The following is a 16997-nucleotide window of genomic DNA, read 5'->3' on the forward strand; positions in this document are numbered from 1 at the left end:
AATCAATGTGGCCAATGGGGTTTGGCGTAACGCGCCTGAAACACAGAACCGGCTCCGCCGAACCGAGGCGACGTGTCACACTCGTACGGTGACAGATGCGTATGAAAACCGACAGTGGCTGACCATTCCCGACCTCGTCGAGAAACTCAACCTCACCCCGAGCAGGATCCGCCGGCTGATCGAGGAGCGACAGCTCCTCGCGATCAAGAGGAACGGTGTCCTCAGCGTTCCCGCCGATTTCCTCGGCGAGGAGAACCTCCCGCTCAGCGAGCTGAGGGGCACGCTCTTCGTCCTGGCCGACGCCCGATTCACGGACGACGAGGCCATGGAGTGGATGCTGAGCCCGGAGGAGAGCCTCGGCGCCGCCCCGATCGATGCCCTGCGCGCCGGCCGGAAGGCCGAAGTGCGCCGGATCGCCCAGGCTCTGGCCTGAGGAACGGCCCGGGTCAGTAGCTGCGGCGCGTCACCGCTTCGGCGAGTGACAGCAACCGTGCCGTCGCTTCGTCGCCGAGGTCGGCGCCGCGGAGGGCGGTCGTTGCGCTTTCGACGTGATGCGCGATCATGGACTCGACCTTGTCGACTGCGCCGGATTCCCGAATTGTCGCCTGAAGCGACGACACCTGGTCGGCGCTGAGATCGGGGTCACCCAGCAGTTCATCGAAGATGCGCCTCGCCGTCGGCTGGAGCGCCGTCCGGGCGAGAGCAACGAGCACGGTGCGCTTGCCCTCGAGCAGGTCGTCGCCACTCGGCTTGCCTGTGACGGCGGCATCCCCGAAAACACCGAGCAGATCGTCGCGCAGCTGGAAAGCGATGCCGAGGGGAAGCCCGAATGCGCGGAGCACCGACACCTGGTCGTCGCTCGCGCCGCCGAGCAGCGCGCCGATCACCAGCGGGCTTTCGACGCTGTACTTGGCCGACTTATAGGTGAGCACCTGCTCCGCCCGCAGGAGATGCTCGTCCTCGGCGCGCGAGCGCCAGGCTCGTTCCTCGAGGATGTCGAGGTACTGGCCGGCCGTGACCTCGGTGCGCATCCGGACGAACTCCGCGCGCGCAGCGAGCCGAAGCTCCGGGGCAAGCGCCGCCAGGCCTTCGTCGAGGAGCTCATCGCTCCAGCCGAGGAGAAGGTCGCCGAGGAGGATGGCAGCGGCCCGCCCATACGGGTCGCTGTTCCCGTCCCACCCTGAATCGCGGTGGAGAGACTCGAATCGCCGGTGCGCGGCAGGCGCGCCGCGGCGGGTGTCGGAGTTGTCGATGATGTCGTCGTGGATCAGTGCGGCGGCGTGGAAAATCTCCAGAGCGCCGGCGACCGAGACGACCGCGGCGAGGTCCTGGTCGGAGTCGGACTGCCCGTCCGAAACGCTGTTCCAGCCCCAGTAACAGAAGCTGGCCCGGAAGCGCTTGCCACCGCTGAGAAACTCCCGAGAGAAGGCGGAGAATGGCGCGAGATCCGCCCCGACCTGGGCGAGAATGGACTCACGCGACCCCAGGAAGATATCGATTCGGGACTGGACCAGATCGTGCAGGTTGGCAGTTTCACTCACACCGCTAGCCTAGTGATCTGAGCATTGCTAGAATCGGGTCCGATGGACCTGTGTCGCACCCGAGTTGGAGGGAACATCATGCCACTGTCTGAACAGGAGCAACGGCTTCTTGATGAGATGGAGCGCAACCTCTACCGGAACGACGCCGACTTCGTGTCGACCGTCGGAGATCGGCGGGGTCGCCCCACCTATCGAAGTATCGCGCTCGGAAGCGTTATTACGATCGTCGGTGCCGCTGCACTCGTGCTCGGTGTCGTCCTGCAGCAGCCGATCATCGGCATCCTCGGATTCGGAGTGATGCTCGCAGGCGTTCTCGTCGCCATCACGCCCGGCAAGGCCGGGGCTGAAGAGACTGGCGACCGCGGCGGATACGCTTCGGCTTCGACAAGCAACAAGACGAAGGGCTCGACCACGTTCATGGATCGCATGAACGATCGCTGGGACAAGCGCCAGGACGACCGCTAAGCGGTTCTCCACATTCCCCCCTGAACTGAGGGCCGACCGGAAGGTCGGCCCTTTTTTGTGCCCGTAAACGGCCTCGTCCGGGCTCATCAAGCCGCGCCGCGCTCCCTTTTCGCTGTCGCGCCCTCCAAATCCCTCCACTCCTTTACACCCCGGTTTGACGCGGACTGGGGGTCGGTTGAGGCTCCAATACCGGCTTTTTCGTAGATTTGTGGTGTGAAGTGGAGTAAAGTGGAGAACACCTGAGGTTGGCCGGAGCGAAAGGGGGCGCGTTGCGATGTTTCTTGGTACGTACGCCCCAAAGCTCGACGAGAAGGGCCGCATCATCCTCCCGGCGAAATTCCGCGACGAGCTTGCCGGGGGAGTGGTCATGACCCGCGGTCAGGAGCACTGCGTCTACGTGTTCAGTAACCGCGAGTTCGAGTCGCTTCACGAGAAGATCCGCCAGGCCCCCGTCACGAGCAAGCAGGCTCGCGACTACCTCCGTGTCTTCCTCTCCGGCGCCAGCGCCGAGACGCCCGACAAGCAGCACCGGGTCACCGTTCCCTCCACCCTCCGCAGCTATGCCGGCCTCAGCCGTGACCTCACCGTCATCGGCGCGGGGAGCCGCGCCGAGATCTGGGACACCGAAGCCTGGGAGGCCTACCTGGCCGAGCAGGAAGCCGTGTTCTCTGACACCGCCGAGGAGGTGATCCCCGGGCTCTTCTAGTCCCTGGACCCTGACTCCCAGCCGTTCACGCGCCCTGACACACTTCCCCGGTGGCAGGTCGGAATGGATGGGGATCAGGACCCAGGGCCCCTCCCGAAAGAATCATGGAACTCGACAACATCCACACCCCCGTTCTGCTCGAACGCTGCATCGAGTTGCTTGCCCCTGCGATCAGCAAGCCAGGCGCTGTGCTCGTCGACGCGACGCTCGGGATGGGCGGTCACGCCGAAGCGTTCCTCGAGCGCTTTCCTGAGCTGACGCTTGTCGGACTCGACCGCGACCTCGACGCGCTGGCGATCGCAGAGGAGCGCCTGAAGCGCTTCTCGGCCCGGTTTCATCCCGTGCACACCGTCTACGACGGCATCCGTCAGGCTCTCGACGGGCTCGGAATCGAGCACACCAGCGGAATCCTCTTCGATCTCGGCGTTTCCTCGCTCCAGCTCGACCGCGTCGAGAGGGGCTTCTCCTATTCCCAGGATGCCCCGCTCGACATGCGCATGGACGCCACCAGCGAACTCACCGCTGAACACATCCTCGCCACCTACCGGGAGGGTGACCTCCGCCGGATCTTCGAGGACTACGGCGAAGAGAAGCTCGCCGGCCGGTACGCACGGAAGATCGTCGAAGCGCGGGCCGTCACACCGATCACCCGTTCGGGCCAGCTGGTCCAGCTGCTGCAGGATGCCACCCCCGCCGCGCTGTCCCGCGCCGGCCACCCGGCGAAGCGGGTCTTCCAGGCCCTGCGCATCGAAGTGAACACCGAGCTGAGCGTGCTGCGGGCGGCCATTCCCGCTGCCCTCGACACCCTGCAGGTGGGCGGACGCATCGTCGTTCTCTCCTACCAGTCGCTTGAGGATCGCATCGTCAAGCGAGACTTCGCAGCGGCCGCATCGTCGACCTCGCCGGCCGACCTTCCGGTCGAACTCCCCGAACATTCCCCGCAATTCAAGCTTCTCGTCCGAGGTGCGGAACTCGCCACCGAGGCGGAAAAGGCAGAGAATCCGCGCGCCACCCCCGTCCGGCTGCGCGCGGCTGAACGACTGAAAATGAGGAACTCATGAGCGCCACCGCAGTCCGCCTGCCCCACGGGGCGTTCGCGCCCACTCCACAGACGACACCGAGGCCGGTTCGCGCCGTCCCGGCCGTGTCTCCCAGCCCGCGGCCGAAGCTGGCGTACGCCGTCGTCGCCATCGGCGGCGTTCTCGCCATGGTGGTCGCGCAGCTCCTCCTCAGCGTCGGACTCAGCCAGGGCGCCTACGAGATCTCGGCACTGCAGCAGCAGCAGACGACCCTCGGCTGGCAGCAGCAGTCGGCCTCAGACGACCTGCTCGAAGTCTCGTCTCCCCAGTACATCGCTGCCAACGCCCAGGCGCTCGGCATGGTCATCAACGGAACACCCGCCTACCTCCGGCTCTCCGACGGCGCCGTCGTCGGTGTACCGGCAGCGGCGGCCACGGAGACCGAGGTTCCGGTCGGCCCGTCGACACTGGTGGGCAACTCGCTGATCGCCGGTGTTCCCCTCGTGACCGTCCCGGGGGCGAGCGTCGACCCGAATGCGACCGGTACAGGCGTGGCAGACCCGGCCGCGCCGGTCGCGCCCGTATCGTTGGAAAACGGCATCCCCGCGCCACAGACCCGTTAGGCGCCGGACTACCGGATGCCACGGTTCAAAGGACGACGCGTGGTGAAACACTCCCTCTCGACACGACGACGGGTGGCTGTCGCGATCCTGTGCGTGGTCACGATCGTCGGAGCGTTCGTCGTGCGACTGGTCGACATCCAGGTCGTCAGGGCCGACCAGCTCGTCACCGCCTCGCTCGAGAAGACGTCCGGTGCGGGCACGCTCTACGCCCCCCGCGGGAACATCGTCGACACCAACGGCGTCCTGCTCGCGGGGAGCGTGACCCTGTTCGACGTGACGATTTCGCCGAAGGACGTCGACGACATCACCCGGACCGACGAGAACGGCGAGAGCGTCACCGTACCGGCAGCCGAGGCGCTTGCCGAGGTCGCCGCCGCCACCGGCAAGAAGCCGGAGGACCTGGAAAAGATCGTCGAGGACGCGCTGGCGAAGGACGCGTCGGCCAACTTCGCCATTCTCGCCCGGGGTGTCGACTACAGCACCTACCAGGCGCTCGTCGAGCTGAAGAAGCGCGGCACCTGGTGGATCTACACCCAGCAGACCTCCGGCCGCACATACCCGAACGGAGCCGTCGCCGGCGCGATCGTCGGCTACGTCGGAACTGACAACGCAGGGCTCGGCGGACTCGAACTCGCCCAGGACACCTGCCTGACCGGCAAGAACGGGCAGCAGGCGTTCCAGCGAAGCAAGGACAACGTCGCGCTTCCCGGGACGACCGTCGTCACCAAGGAGCCGGAACCGGGCGGCGAACTCCAGCTGACGATCGACAGCGATTTGAACTGGTACCTCCAACAGCTGGTGGCCTCGCAGGTTCTGGCCCAGGGTGCCAAATGGGGAACGATCACGGTGACCGAGGCGAAGACCGGCAAGATCCGGGCCATTGCCGAAGCTCCGTCGCTCGACCCGAACGACGTGTCGTCGACAGCATCGGAGGAACGACGGTCCCGCGTGTTCCAGGACCGCTTCGAGCCGGGTTCCGTCTTCAAACCGCTGACCGCGGCATCCCTCATCGACGCGGGGCTGGCAACGCCGGCCTCCCAGGTCGTCGCCGATTACCGGTACAAGCCAGAGAACGGGGCAAGCATCAAGGACGCCCTCCCGCACGAACGGCAGCACCTGACGCTCGCCGGCGTCCTCCAGACGTCGTCGAACACCGGCACCAGCCAGCTCGGCGAGAAGATGAGCCCGGAGGATCGCTACAACTACCTCGACGCGTTCGGGTTCGGGCACGCGAGCGGGCTGAACTTCCCCGGTGAGCAGAAGGGCGTTCTCCACCCCTGGCAGGAATGGGACAACCAGACCTACTACACCACCATGTTCGGCCAGGGAGTCGACGTCACCGGGATCGAACTGGCAAGCGCCTACCAGGCCCTCGCCAACCTGGGCGAGAAGCTGCCGCTGCAGCTGATCGAGGGATGCAGCTACCCCGATGGCACGGTGACACAGGTTCCGGAGCAGCCGAAAGCGGAGCGGGTGATCTCCGAAAAAGCAGCCCTCGAAACCCTCGGAATGATGGAGACCGTCGTCACCGAGGGATTCTGGTCCGAGTCCCTCGAGATCCCCGGTTACCGGGTCGCGGCGAAGTCCGGAACGGGCGAGCAGATCATCAACGGTATACTTCAAGACACGTTCTATTCATCGATGGCAGGCGCGGTTCCGGCCGACGACCCTGAATACGTGGTCACTGTCACCCTGAAGGATCCGCTCTACAAGCGGTCATCAGCGGCGGCAGCACCCGTGTTCAAAGAGGCGGTCCTCCAGGTGATCAAGAAGTACGGAATTCCACCGTCGACGACCCCCGGCGCGAGCTACCCGGGGACCTACTAACCCAAAGCGTGCGAGTTGATTCCCACTCGCACAGGCCGCACCGATTGCGCGTGCCGGAAAGACACATTTTTATGATTCGTTTGACGCTGTCCGAGATCGCAGACCGGCTTTCCGGCATCCTGCACCCCGCGGGGACGGATGCCACGGGCGAGACGTTCGTGGACGGCCCGGTCGAGACGGACTCGCGGGAGATCGTGCCAGGCGGCATCTTCGTCGCCAAGCGCGGAGACGACACCGACGGGCACCTGTTCGTGGGAGCGGCTGTCGAACGCGGGGCGGTCCTCGCCATCGTCGAGCACCCGGTCGATGCGGCCATCGCGCAGATCGTCGTCGCGGATGCCGTGACAGCGCTCGGTGAGCTCGCCCGGTTCGTTGTCGAGCGCGTTCGGGCGGGCGGCCTGACCGTGATCGGAATCACCGGGTCGAACGGCAAGACCACGACGAAGAACATGCTCGAGAGGATTTTGGCGGGCGAAGGCGAGACGGTCGCGCCGATCCGCTCGTTCAACAACGCGGTCGGCGCACCGACCACCATGCTCCGCACCACCGAATCGACCAGGTACCTGATCGTCGAGATGGGCGCCAGTGGCGTCGGCGACATTGCCAGGCTTGTGGCGATGGCCCGGCCGGACATCGGCGTGGTGCTCAAAGTCGGACTCGCGCACGCCGGCGGGTTCGGTGGCATCGACGCCACGCTCGCCGCGAAGACCGAAATGGTCACCGACTTGTCTCCGGACGGCGTCGCCGTCCTCAACGCCGACGACTCCCGGGTCGCATCCATGGCGGAACGGACGCCCGCCCGGGTGCTGCGCTTCGGCGAAGACTCGTCGGCGGACGTCCGGGCGAGCGGGATCTCAGGGTCACGCACCGGAACCACGTTCACGGCCCACGTCCCGGGCGAGGAGCCCGTGTCGATCACACTTCGGGTGCTCGGCGAGCACCACGTCTGGAACGCGCTGGCCGCACTGGCGGTCGCCCACACCGTCGGCGTTCCGCTGGCCCGGTCCGCCGCGGCCCTCGAGACCCTCACGCGGGCTGAACGCTGGCGGATGGAGGTGCTCGGCGGACGGGACGACGTCACCATCATCAACGATGCGTACAACGCGAGCCCCGATTCGATGTCTGCCGCGATCAAGACCCTCGCGCAGATCGCGGAACCCGGCAAGCGGACCATCGCGGTCCTCGGCGCGATGAGCGAACTCGGCGAGTACTCCGGCGAGGAGCACGATCGCATCGGCCTGCAACTCGTTCGCCTAAACATCTCACAGCTCGTGGTCGTGGGCCCCGAAGCCCGCAGGATGCACATCAGCGCCATCAACGAGGGCTCGTGGGATGGCGAGAGCGTGTACTTTGGCGATATGGATGCGGCCTACGAGTACCTCGCTGCAGAGATCACCCCGGGCGACACGGTTCTCGTGAAGTCCTCGAACTCTGCGAAATTGCGATTCCTGGGCGATCGATTAGGAGATCTGTACTCGTGGTAGCACTTCTCACGGCAGGCGCCCTGGCGATGGCGTTCTCGCTGTTCCTCACGCCCCTGTTCGTCAAACTGTTCAAGAAACTGGAGTGGGGCCAGTTCATCCGCGACGACGGACCGAAATCCCACCACGCCAAGCGCGGCACCGCCACAATGGGCGGTCTCGTCATTATCGCCGCCACGCTCTTCGGCTTCTTCACGGCCATGCTCATCACCGGGGACTCGATCAGCGTGTCCGCCCTGCTCGTGTTGTTCATGATGGTGGGCCTCGGCGCGGTCGGGTTCGTCGACGACTTCACCAAGACCCGCAAACAACGCAGCCTGGGCCTCGGCGGCTGGGCGAAGGTGTTCGGCCAGGTCCTCGTCGCGGTGACGTTCGGTATCCTCGCCATCAATTTTCCCAGCGCGGATGGCGTCACGCCGGCGTCGACAGCGATCTCGCTGACCCGCGACCTGCCGCTCGACCTCATGATTCTCGGGCCGGTCATCGGCGTCACCCTGTACCTGCTCTGGACCAGCTTCATCGTCACGGCGGCGTCCAACGGCGTGAACGTGACCGACGGCCTCGACGGCCTCGCCACCGGCGCGTCGATCCTCGCCATCGGCTCCTACGTCATCATCGGATTCTGGCAGTACAACCAGTCCTGTTTCGGTGCTGCCCTCGCCGACGACGTCGCCTACAAATGCTACGAAGTCCGCGACCCGCTGGCCCTCGCCATCGTCGCGTCGGCCATCTGCGGAGCGCTCATCGGGTTCCTCTGGTGGAACACGTCACCCGCGTCGATCTTCCTCGGCGACACGGGCTCCCTGGCCCTCGGCGGCGCGATCGCCGCGCTCGCGATCCTCACCCGGACCGAACTGCTCCTCCTCCTGATCGGTGGCCTCTTCGTCATCGAGACCGGCTCGGTCATCGTTCAGCGGGCATACTTCAAGGTGACCCGGGGCAAGCGGATCTTCAGGATGAGCCCGATCCATCACCACTTCGAACTCAAGGGCTGGGCCGAAGTGACCGTCGTCGTCCGGTTCTGGATCGTCGGTGGCCTGCTCGTCGCCGCCGGCGTCGGGACGTTCTACCTCGAGTGGATCCTGAGGTAACGGTGACGAACCGACTGGACACCCTGACCAGCTGGCACGCCGACTGGGCCGGCCTGCGCGTCGGCGTGCTCGGACTCGGCGTCACCGGATTCTCGGTCGCCGACACGCTCGCAGAACTGGGTGCCGACGTGCTCGTCGTCGCCTCGGCAGCGGGGGACGAACGCGCCGGCCTGATCGAGGTGATCGGCGCACGCCTCGTGACGAGCGACCTCGATGCGGCTCCCGCTGAGCTCGTCGCTCACCAACCGGAACTCCTCGTGGTCTCGCCCGGCTTCCCGCCGTCGCATCCCGTGCTCGTCTGGGCCGCCGAGGCCGGCATCCCGGTCTGGGGCGACATCGAGCTGGCCTGGCGTGTGCGTGACAAGGTGGGCACACCGGCCGAATGGATCCTCGTCACCGGCACCAACGGCAAGACCACAACCGTCCAGCTGACGGCGGCCATGCTCGCCGAGGCCGGACTCCGCGTCGCCCCGTGCGGGAACATCGGCGTCCCCGCCCTCGACGCCGTCCGCGATCCGCAGGGTTTCGACGTTCTCGTCGTCGAACTCTCCAGCTACCAGCTCCACTACCTCACCGGCCAGTCCGGCCCGGACAAGGTCACTCCGTATTCGAGCGTGTGCCTCAACATCGCCGACGACCATCTCGACTGGCACGGCTCCCTCGAGGCGTACATCGATGCGAAGACCGAGGTGTACTCGCGCACCCGCGTGGCCTGTGTCTACAACCGCTCTGACCTCGTCACCGAGAACATGGTCCGCCGGGCCGACGTCGCCGAAGGCGCACGTGCGATCGGGTTCGGACTCGGGGTTCCCGGACCGAGCGACCTGGGCATCGTCGACGGGATCCTCGTCGACCGCGCGTTCCTCGAGGACCGATTCACCTCAGCGCTCGAACTCACCACCGTCGACGACCTCGCGGCAGCGGGACTCTCGGCGCCGCACATCGTCGCGAACGTCCTGGCCGCCGCAGCGCTGGCCCGGTCGTTCGGCGTCCCGCCGGCGGTCATCCGGCAGGCGCTCCTCGGCTTCTCGCTCGACGCACACCGCATCCAGCACGTCCTCACCGCCGGCGGTGTCGGCTGGGTCAACGACTCCAAGGCGACGAATCCGCACGCGGCCGACGCCTCGCTGCGCTCATACCCGTCGGTCGTCTGGATCGTCGGGGGCCTGCTGAAGGGCGTCGACGTCGGAGATCTCGTGTCCAGGCACGCCGAGCGTCTCCGCGGCGCCGTGGTAATCGGGGTCGACCGCGTCGCGGTGCTCGCGGCATTCCAGCGACACGCGCCGAACGTCCCCGTGTTCGAGGTGACGGCGAACGACACTGGTGATGTCATGACCGAGGCCGTGGAGCTGGCGTCAGGGGTGGCAGCGTCGGGTGACGTCGTTCTCCTCGCCCCCGCCGCGGCATCCATGGACCAGTTCGCCAATTACGCCGAACGAGGACGTCAATTCAGTGAAGCTGTGAAGGAACGATGGGGAGGGTTGACCGATGAGCGCCCCGACGACCAGCCCACCGCGTAGCGACGACACAGCGGCATCAGCACGCATCCTGCTCGGGCGCACCCTCACGCCGCAGTCCCGGAATTTCCTGCTCGTGCTCGGCACGACCCTGTTCCTGGTGGGCGTCGGACTGGTGATGGTGTTGTCGTCCTCCTCCGTCGACTCGTTCCTCGACAACAAGGGTTTCTTCGGCGGCTTCTGGAAACAGGCCACATACGCTGTCCTCGGCATCCCTCTGATGCTCGTGATCAGCCGGATACCGGTCAGCTTCTGGAAACGCTGGGCCTGGCTCGTCCTTGCCGCCGGGCTTGTGCTCCAGATGCTCGTGTTCACCCCCCTCGGCTTCGACGGAGGCGGTAACCGCAACTGGATCGCGCTCGGTCCGATCAACGGCCAGCCCTCCGAACTGCTCAAGCTCGCCCTGGCGATCTGGCTCGGCGGCATCCTCTCGCGCAAGCTGGACCTCCTGGGCAACTGGAAGCACGCCCTGATCCCCGTGTTCCCGGTGGCAGCTCTCGCCCTCGGCCTGGTTCTGGCCGGCCAGGACCTCGGCACCGTTGTCATCATGGCCGGCCTCGTCATCGGGGCGCTGTTCTTCGCGAACGTCAAGCTCCGGTTCCTCGCCGTTCCTGTCGCCGCCGGACTGCTCCTGTTCGTCGTCATGGCGATCCTCAGCCCCAACCGCATGGCCCGGATCATGACCTTCCTCGACGACGAATGCCTCGACTACGAGAACCTGTGCTGGCAGCCGCTGCACGGTACCTGGGCCCTCGCCAACGGGGGAGTGTTCGGGCTGGGCCTCGGCAACTCGCGCGAGAAGTACTCATGGCTGCCCGCCGCGTCCAACGACTACATCTTCGCCATCATCGGCGAAGAACTGGGCCTCATCGGAGCGGTCGTCGTCCTCGTCATGTTCGTGCTGCTCGCCGTGGGGTTCGTGCGCATCATCCGCGGCAGCTCAGACCCCTTCGTCCGCATCACGACCGGCGCCATCATGGTCTGGATCATCGGCCAGGCATTCGTGAACATCGGGGTCGTCCTCCGCCTGCTCCCGGTGCTCGGCGTGCCCCTCCCATTCATCTCCGCAGGAGGAACCGCTCTGTTGACTTCACTCGCCGCCATCGGCATCATTCTCGCCTTTGCCAGGGAACAGGCGTCACCGCCGCGGCTCGCTGCAGAGGGGCGGTCCCGCTCGTGACCGCGTACCTGCTCGCCGGAGGAGGCACGGCCGGACACGTGAACCCGCTCCTGGCCGTCGCGGATGCCCTCACCGAGCGCGAACCGGATGCCGGTGTGTACGTCCTCGGGACGAAGGAAGGGCTGGAGGCGCGGCTGGTTCCCGACCGCGGATACGAACTGCTCACCATCGCGAAACTGCCGTTCCCGCGGCGGATCAACCGGAAAGCGCTGAGCTTCGGTCCGCGCTTCTCGGCGGCCGTCGCGAGCATCCAGGCCATGATCGCCGAACACAGGATCGATGTCGTCGTCGGCTTCGGCGGCTACGCTGCCGCTCCTGCCTACCTCGCGGCCCGCCGGGCGGGAATCCCGATCGTCGTCCACGAGGCCAACGCGAAACCCGGCCTCGCGAATCGGCTCGGCGCCCGCTTCACGCGCCACGTCGGTGTCGCGTTCCACGGCACGAAGCTGAGGAATTCCCGCTTCGTCGGGATGCCGCTGCGCCGGGAGATCGAACGGCTCGATCGTGACGCCGCCCGCAAAGCGGCCAGGGATTTCTTCGGGCTCGCCGTGGACCGTCCCACGCTCCTCGTGACCGGCGGGTCCCTCGGCGCGCGCCGGGTGAACGAGACCGTCTTCGCGGCGAGGCAGTCCGTCATCGACGCCGGGTACCAGATCCTCCACATCACCGGGAACAAGTCAGATCTCGAGGACCCAGGCACAGAGCACTACCACCTGGTGACCTATTGCGACCGGATGGACCTCGCCCTCGCCGTCGCGGACTTCGCGGTCTCCCGCGCCGGCGCTGCGACCGTGTCCGAACTCTCGGCCCTCGGCATCCCCGCCGCCTACGTGCCATACCCGGTAGGGAACGGCGAGCAGCGGTACAACGCCGCCGACGCCGTCCACGCCGGCGGCGCCGTGATCGTGCTCGACGCGCGTTTCACCCCGGAATGGATTTCGGAATCCCTCATTCCCCTGCTCACCGATCGGATGCGGGTACAGGACATGGCAGTGCAGTCACGGCTGATGGGGACCCTCGAAGGCTCGAGCCGGATGATCGACCTCATCCACGACGCGGTCGCGGGCCGCTGACGTCCAGCCCCATGAGTTATAACTGAATCTGCCCCAGAGCCACCGAACGAAAGAGAACACCAGCGTGATCAAACCCGACTTCACCACCGAGATCCCGGACGAGCTCGGAACTGTTCACTTCGTGGGGATCGGTGGATCAGGCATGAGCGGTATCGCCCGCCTCCTGCTCGCCGCCGGCCACACCGTCACCGGCTCGGATGTTCGGGATTCGTCCAACATCGCAGCCCTCCGGGAGCTGGGTGCAACGGTGGCCATCGGGCATGACGCCGCCAACGTCGGCGATGCTGACACCGTGGTCGTCACCAGCGCCCTGTGGCCCACCAACCCGGAATACGTCCTCGCCCAGCAGCGCGGCATCCCGATCCTCCACCGGTCGCAGGCCCTCGCCGCGCTGGTCAGCGGGCAGCGCCTCGTCGCCGTCGCCGGTGCGCACGGCAAGACCACGTCGACCGGCATGATCGTCACCGGCCTGCTCGGCCTGTCGGAGAGTCCCAGCTTCGTGAACGGTGGAGTGATCGAGTCCCTCGGTGTCTCCAGTGCCGCGGGAACCGGAGACCTGTTCGTGGTCGAAGCCGACGAATCCGACGGGTCGTTCCTGTACTACGACACATCCGTCGCACTCATCACCAACGTGGACGCCGACCACCTCGACCACTACGGCTCGCTCGAGGCGTTCGATGACGCCTTCGTGGCGTTCGCGCAGAAAGCATCCGAACTCGTCGTCATCTCCTCAGACGACCCCGGAGCGGTCCGGGTCACCGCGAAACTCGAGGGCAAGCGCGTCCTCACCTTCGGTGAAGCAGCCGACGCCGACGTGCGGGTGCACTCGATCAGCTCAGAGGGACCGGTCTCTTTCGTCGTGAGCTATGAGGGCCAGGACAACGGCGCCACCTTGCGTGTGCCCGGCAAACACAACGCCATCAACGCCGCGGGTGCTTTCGCCGTGCTCGTGGGGCTTGGTTTCGGCGCGTCCGAATCGCTCGCCGCCATCGCGGCGTTCGGCGGCACCGAACGCCGGTTCGAACTCCACGGTACCGTCGACGGAGTCAGCGTGTTCGACGATTACGCGCACCACCCCACCGAGGTCGCGGCCGCGCTGAGCGCGGCGCGGACCGTCGTCGGGGCCGGGCGCATCATCGCCGTGCACCAGCCTCACCTCTACAGCCGCACCCGGCTCATGGCGGGGGAGTTCGCGGCGACGCTGGAATCCCACGCCGACCAGACCGTCGTGCTCGACGTGTACGGCGCCCGCGAGGACCCGGAGCCCGGAGTGACCGGTGAACTCGTCACCGGCCGGTTCGAGGACCCGTCCCGGGTGGCGTTCATTCCGGACTGGCAGGAAGCCGCTGACTACGTCGCATCGATCGCGCGGCCCGGCGACTACGTCATCACGCTCGGCTGCGGCGACGTCTACCGCCTTGTGCCCCAGCTGCTCGGCTCGTTGACCGCAGCCAGGGGCTAGCCATGAAACGGCCCTCAGGGTTCACGCCCCAGCGACCGTCGACACCCGAGCCGAACCGGCCGGGTTCGGCGCGCCCGTCGGGCCCATCGGGCGATCCGTCGCCGGACGCGCGCCCTGCCGAGCCGATTCCACTGACCCCGTCCACCGACGACGTCCGGGTCGTTTCGCCGGCGAAGCCCCCAGGGCTTCGTGAGGCGCGCAGGCAGCGCAAGCGGGTCGAGCGCGCCGAGGTTCGACGGTTCACCGCACAGGCCCGACGTCGGCGCCGGACGTGGCTGTTCGTCCTCGGTGGGATCGCCGGCCTCGCGGCGCTGGCGTGTCTTCTCGCCTACACACCGATCCTCTCCGTCCGGACCATCCAGGTCGAAGGGGCAGAACGGGTCAACTCCGACGCCATCGTTGCCGACCTCGCCGGTGAGATGGGTTCGCCGTTCCCGATGGTCGACGAGCGGGCCATCAAGGCCGCCCTGGTCAGCTACCCGCTGATCGAGTCCTATGCGGTCGAGGCGCGTCCCCCCAGCACCCTCGTGATCCGGCTCGTCGAGCGCACGCCGGTTGGCGCACTCCAGACGGGGGAGGGTTTCCTCATCGTCGATGCCGCCGGTGTCGTGGTGGAGTCTCACGCAGAGAAACCCGAACAGTATCCGCTGATCGCGGTCGACGGGGGCATCGACGCCGAGGGCTTCGGGGCGGCGGCAGCCGTCCTTCGGGCGCTGCCCGGCGACCTGTTCGCGCGCGTCGACGCGGTCACGGCGACGACGAAGGACGACGTCCGGCTCACCCTTCGTGATTCCGAGGCGACCGTCGTCTGGGGAAGCGCCGAGGAGTCCGGCTTGAAGGCGTATACGCTCGCCGCGCTGATGAAGGCGCAACCCGAGGTCGACGAGTACGACGTCTCGTCACCGGATGTCGCCGTCGTCCGCTGACGGCCACGGCATAGAAATATCGTCCAGACTTCGCGACACGCGGGGTCTCCTCCCGCGTGTCCGGGTCGCGACGCCTAACGTCAGGTCTAAGAAATGCATACTGAGCATAACTTTAAGCCTTAACCTGAGGTTGAGGGTTTCTACCGGAGGCCGGACGTGACTACAAACCAGAACTACCTTGCCGTGATCAAGGTCGTCGGCATTGGCGGCGGCGGCGTCAATGCTGTCAATCGAATGATTGAACTCGGCCTTCGCGGCGTCGAGTTCATCGCCATCAACACCGACGCGCAGGCGCTGCTCATGAGCGACGCCGACGTCAAACTCGACGTCGGGCGGGAGATCACCCGTGGTCTCGGCGCCGGCGCCGATCCCGAGGTCGGCCGCCGCGCCGCCGAGGACCATGCTGAAGAGATCGAGGAAGCCCTCGCCGGGGCCGACATGGTCTTCGTCACTGCGGGGGAGGGTGGCGGAACCGGAACCGGAGGCGCCCCCGTCGTCGCCAGGATCGCCAAGTCGATCGGCGCCCTCACCATCGGTGTCGTCACCAAGCCGTTCGGCTTCGAAGGCCGCCGCCGCCAGGCCCAGGCCGAGCTCGGCGTCGCGAAGCTGAAGGAAGAAGTCGACACCCTCATCGTCGTTCCGAACGACCGGCTCCTCGAGATCAGCGACCGCGGCATCAGCATGCTCGAGGCGTTCTCGACCGCCGACCAGGTCCTCCTCGCCGGTGTGCAGGGAATCACCGACCTGATCACCACGCCGGGGCTCATCAACCTCGACTTCGCCGACGTCAAGAGCGTCATGCAGGGCGCAGGATCCGCCCTCATGGGGATCGGTTCGTCGCGCGGGGCCGACAGGGCCATCAAGGCGGCCGAACTCGCCGTCGCGTCGCCTCTGCTCGAGGCGTCGATCGAAGGAGCGCACGGTGTGCTGCTCTCGATCCAGGGCGGCTCCAACCTCGGCATCTTCGAGATCAACGACGCTGCACGGCTCGTGCAGGAAGCCGTGCACCCCGAAGCCAACATCATCTTCGGCGCCGTCATCGACGACACCCTGGGTGACGAGGTCCGGGTCACGGTCATCGCTGCGGGCTTCGACGGCGGCGAACCGCCGTCGCGCCAGGGTGAATCGGCACGCGATGCCGTGATCACCTCCGGTGGCGTGCAGACCAGCGCTCCGGCCGCCGTGGCCGCCGTGGGCGGCAGCGAGAAGGTCGCAAGCGGAACGGTCCTCACCGACACGTCGCCGTCGTGGAAGGTCACCGAACAGTCCCTCGCGACTCCGCCCGTGACGGCCGACCCGGCCTTCGCCGACGAGGACGAACTCGACATCCCCGACTTCCTCAAGTAACGGTGCCGAACGGCGACGACCAGGCGCTCGACCAGCTTTCGCTGGCCGAGCGCCTGGCGCGTGTGCGGGCAGGCATCGCGGATGCCGCCTCGACAGCCGGCCGGGCGGCATCCGACATCACAACCATCGTCGTGACCAAGTTCCAGCCCGTGCCGCTTCTTCGCGAGCTGTACGAGCTCGGGGTGCGGGACTTGGGGGAGAACCGCCACCAGGAGGCGTCGGCGAAGGCGCAGGAACTCACCGACCTCGACGACGTGACCTGGCACTTCGTCGGTCAGCTGCAGTCGAAGAAGGCGCGGCAGGTGGCGGGCTACGCCGACGTCGTGCACTCCATCGACCGGCCAGCCCTCGTGTCAGCGCTCAGCGCCGCACGCGAGACTCCGCTCGACTGTTTCGTGCAGGTGAACCTCACGACCGATCAGGCGCGCGGCGGCGTGGTCCCCGACGAGCTCGACCCCCTCGTCGAGCAGGTGCTGGCGACACCGTCGCTTCGGCTGCTCGGTGTGATGGCCGTCGCTCCGCTCGGTGAAGAGCCGCGGCAGGCTTTCGCGCGGCTTCGATCCCTCTCGGATCGGGTGGTCGCCCTGGCGCCGAACGCGAGCAGGATCTCAGCAGGAATGTCCCACGATTACCGCGAGGCGATCGCCGAAGGCGCGACACACCTTCGCATTGGGACTGCAATAACGGGTAACCGGCCTTCCCCCGGTTAATCTCATAGAAGTAGGAACCGCACAAACGG

16 protein-coding genes are annotated in these 16997 nt (G+C 66.8%); 15 read left to right on the top strand and 1 reads right to left on the bottom strand.

The window, feature by feature from the left end; genetic code table 11:
• Positions 1-88 precede the first annotated feature (88 nt).
• On the top strand, positions 89-433 hold the full coding sequence (locus ABIE24_RS00485) for an Rv2175c family DNA-binding protein (RefSeq protein WP_354495756.1): 345 nt from the start codon (positions 89-91) through the stop codon (positions 431-433).
• A gap of 13 nt (positions 434-446) precedes the next feature.
• Here the strand turns inward: ABIE24_RS00485 and ABIE24_RS00490 are convergent, their stop codons facing one another.
• Positions 447-1541, bottom strand: a complete 1095-nt coding sequence (locus ABIE24_RS00490; RefSeq protein ID WP_354495757.1) for a polyprenyl synthetase family protein — start codon at positions 1539-1541, stop codon at positions 447-449.
• Between the two features lie 78 nt (positions 1542-1619).
• Here ABIE24_RS00490 and ABIE24_RS00495 point away from each other — a divergent pair, with 78 nt between their 5' ends.
• The 14 genes from ABIE24_RS00495 (at position 1620) to ABIE24_RS00560 (ending at position 16968) form a co-directional block, all read left to right on the top strand.
• Complete coding sequence (locus ABIE24_RS00495; RefSeq protein WP_354495759.1) at positions 1620-2006, top strand: SCO2097 family morphological protein; 387 nt, start codon at positions 1620-1622, stop codon at positions 2004-2006.
• A gap of 274 nt (positions 2007-2280) precedes the next feature.
• A complete protein-coding gene (mraZ, locus tag ABIE24_RS00500; RefSeq protein WP_354495761.1) occupies positions 2281-2712 on the top strand; it encodes a division/cell wall cluster transcriptional repressor MraZ in 432 nt (143 codons plus the stop codon).
• Between the two features lie 104 nt (positions 2713-2816).
• Positions 2817-3773, top strand: coding sequence for a 16S rRNA (cytosine(1402)-N(4))-methyltransferase RsmH (gene rsmH, locus ABIE24_RS00505; RefSeq protein ID WP_354495763.1), 957 nt, complete (start codon positions 2817-2819; stop codon positions 3771-3773).
• Positions 3770-4354, top strand: a complete 585-nt coding sequence (gene ftsL, locus ABIE24_RS00510; protein WP_354495765.1) for a cell division protein FtsL — start codon at positions 3770-3772, stop codon at positions 4352-4354. Before rsmH ends, ftsL begins: the two co-directional genes overlap by 4 nt.
• A gap of 39 nt (positions 4355-4393) precedes the next feature.
• Positions 4394-6181, top strand: a complete 1788-nt coding sequence (locus ABIE24_RS00515; protein WP_354495767.1) for a peptidoglycan D,D-transpeptidase FtsI family protein — start codon at positions 4394-4396, stop codon at positions 6179-6181.
• Between the two features lie 71 nt (positions 6182-6252).
• Positions 6253-7665 (top strand): UDP-N-acetylmuramoyl-tripeptide--D-alanyl-D-alanine ligase, encoded by a 1413-nt coding sequence (locus ABIE24_RS00520; protein ID WP_354495769.1) that lies wholly within the window; start codon positions 6253-6255, stop codon positions 7663-7665.
• Positions 7659-8753, top strand: a complete 1095-nt coding sequence (gene mraY / locus ABIE24_RS00525) for a phospho-N-acetylmuramoyl-pentapeptide-transferase (protein ID WP_354495771.1) — start codon at positions 7659-7661, stop codon at positions 8751-8753. Before ABIE24_RS00520 ends, mraY begins: the two co-directional genes overlap by 7 nt.
• Positions 8754-8755: 2 nt before the next feature.
• A complete protein-coding gene (gene murD, locus ABIE24_RS00530; protein WP_354495773.1) occupies positions 8756-10273 on the top strand; it encodes a UDP-N-acetylmuramoyl-L-alanine--D-glutamate ligase in 1518 nt (505 codons plus the stop codon).
• Complete coding sequence (ftsW, locus tag ABIE24_RS00535) at positions 10242-11450, top strand: putative lipid II flippase FtsW (RefSeq protein ID WP_354495774.1); 1209 nt, start codon at positions 10242-10244, stop codon at positions 11448-11450. The genes murD and ftsW overlap by 32 nt, the downstream gene beginning before the upstream one ends.
• The gene (gene murG / locus ABIE24_RS00540; RefSeq protein WP_354495775.1) at positions 11447-12523 is read left to right on the top strand and encodes an undecaprenyldiphospho-muramoylpentapeptide beta-N-acetylglucosaminyltransferase; all 1077 of its coding nucleotides are present in this window, start codon (positions 11447-11449) and stop codon (positions 12521-12523) included. Before ftsW ends, murG begins: the two co-directional genes overlap by 4 nt.
• Positions 12524-12587: 64 nt before the next feature.
• Positions 12588-13985 (top strand): UDP-N-acetylmuramate--L-alanine ligase, encoded by a 1398-nt coding sequence (gene murC / locus ABIE24_RS00545; protein WP_354495776.1) that lies wholly within the window; start codon positions 12588-12590, stop codon positions 13983-13985.
• Between the two features lie 2 nt (positions 13986-13987).
• Positions 13988-14911 (top strand): cell division protein FtsQ/DivIB, encoded by a 924-nt coding sequence (locus ABIE24_RS00550; RefSeq protein WP_354495777.1) that lies wholly within the window; start codon positions 13988-13990, stop codon positions 14909-14911.
• 156 nt (positions 14912-15067) lie between these two features.
• A complete protein-coding gene (ftsZ, locus tag ABIE24_RS00555) occupies positions 15068-16258 on the top strand; it encodes a cell division protein FtsZ (RefSeq protein WP_354495778.1) in 1191 nt (396 codons plus the stop codon).
• Positions 16259-16260: 2 nt separating this feature from the next.
• Positions 16261-16968: a YggS family pyridoxal phosphate-dependent enzyme gene (locus ABIE24_RS00560; RefSeq protein ID WP_354495779.1), complete on the top strand. Its 708-nt coding sequence runs from the start codon at positions 16261-16263 to the stop codon at positions 16966-16968.
• Positions 16969-16997: the final 29 nt, after the last annotated feature.

The sequence above is a fragment of the Mycetocola sp. 2940 genome, assembly GCF_040548835.1.
Classification (GTDB): Bacteria; Actinomycetota; Actinomycetes; order Actinomycetales; family Microbacteriaceae; genus Mycetocola_A.

Coding starts and splice junctions, on each gene's coding strand:
- ABIE24_RS00495 (WP_354495759.1), top strand. CDS start 1,620: ATGCCACTGTCTGAACAGGAGCAACGGCTTCTTGATGAGATGGAGCGC.
- mraZ (WP_354495761.1), top strand. CDS start 2,281: ATGTTTCTTGGTACGTACGCCCCAAAGCTCGACGAGAAGGGCCGCATC.
- rsmH (WP_354495763.1), top strand. CDS start 2,817: ATGGAACTCGACAACATCCACACCCCCGTTCTGCTCGAACGCTGCATC.
- ftsL (WP_354495765.1), top strand. CDS start 3,770: ATGAGCGCCACCGCAGTCCGCCTGCCCCACGGGGCGTTCGCGCCCACT.
- ABIE24_RS00520 (WP_354495769.1), top strand. CDS start 6,253: ATGATTCGTTTGACGCTGTCCGAGATCGCAGACCGGCTTTCCGGCATC.
- ftsW (WP_354495774.1), top strand. CDS start 10,242: ATGAGCGCCCCGACGACCAGCCCACCGCGTAGCGACGACACAGCGGCA.
- ABIE24_RS00550 (WP_354495777.1), top strand. CDS start 13,988: ATGAAACGGCCCTCAGGGTTCACGCCCCAGCGACCGTCGACACCCGAG.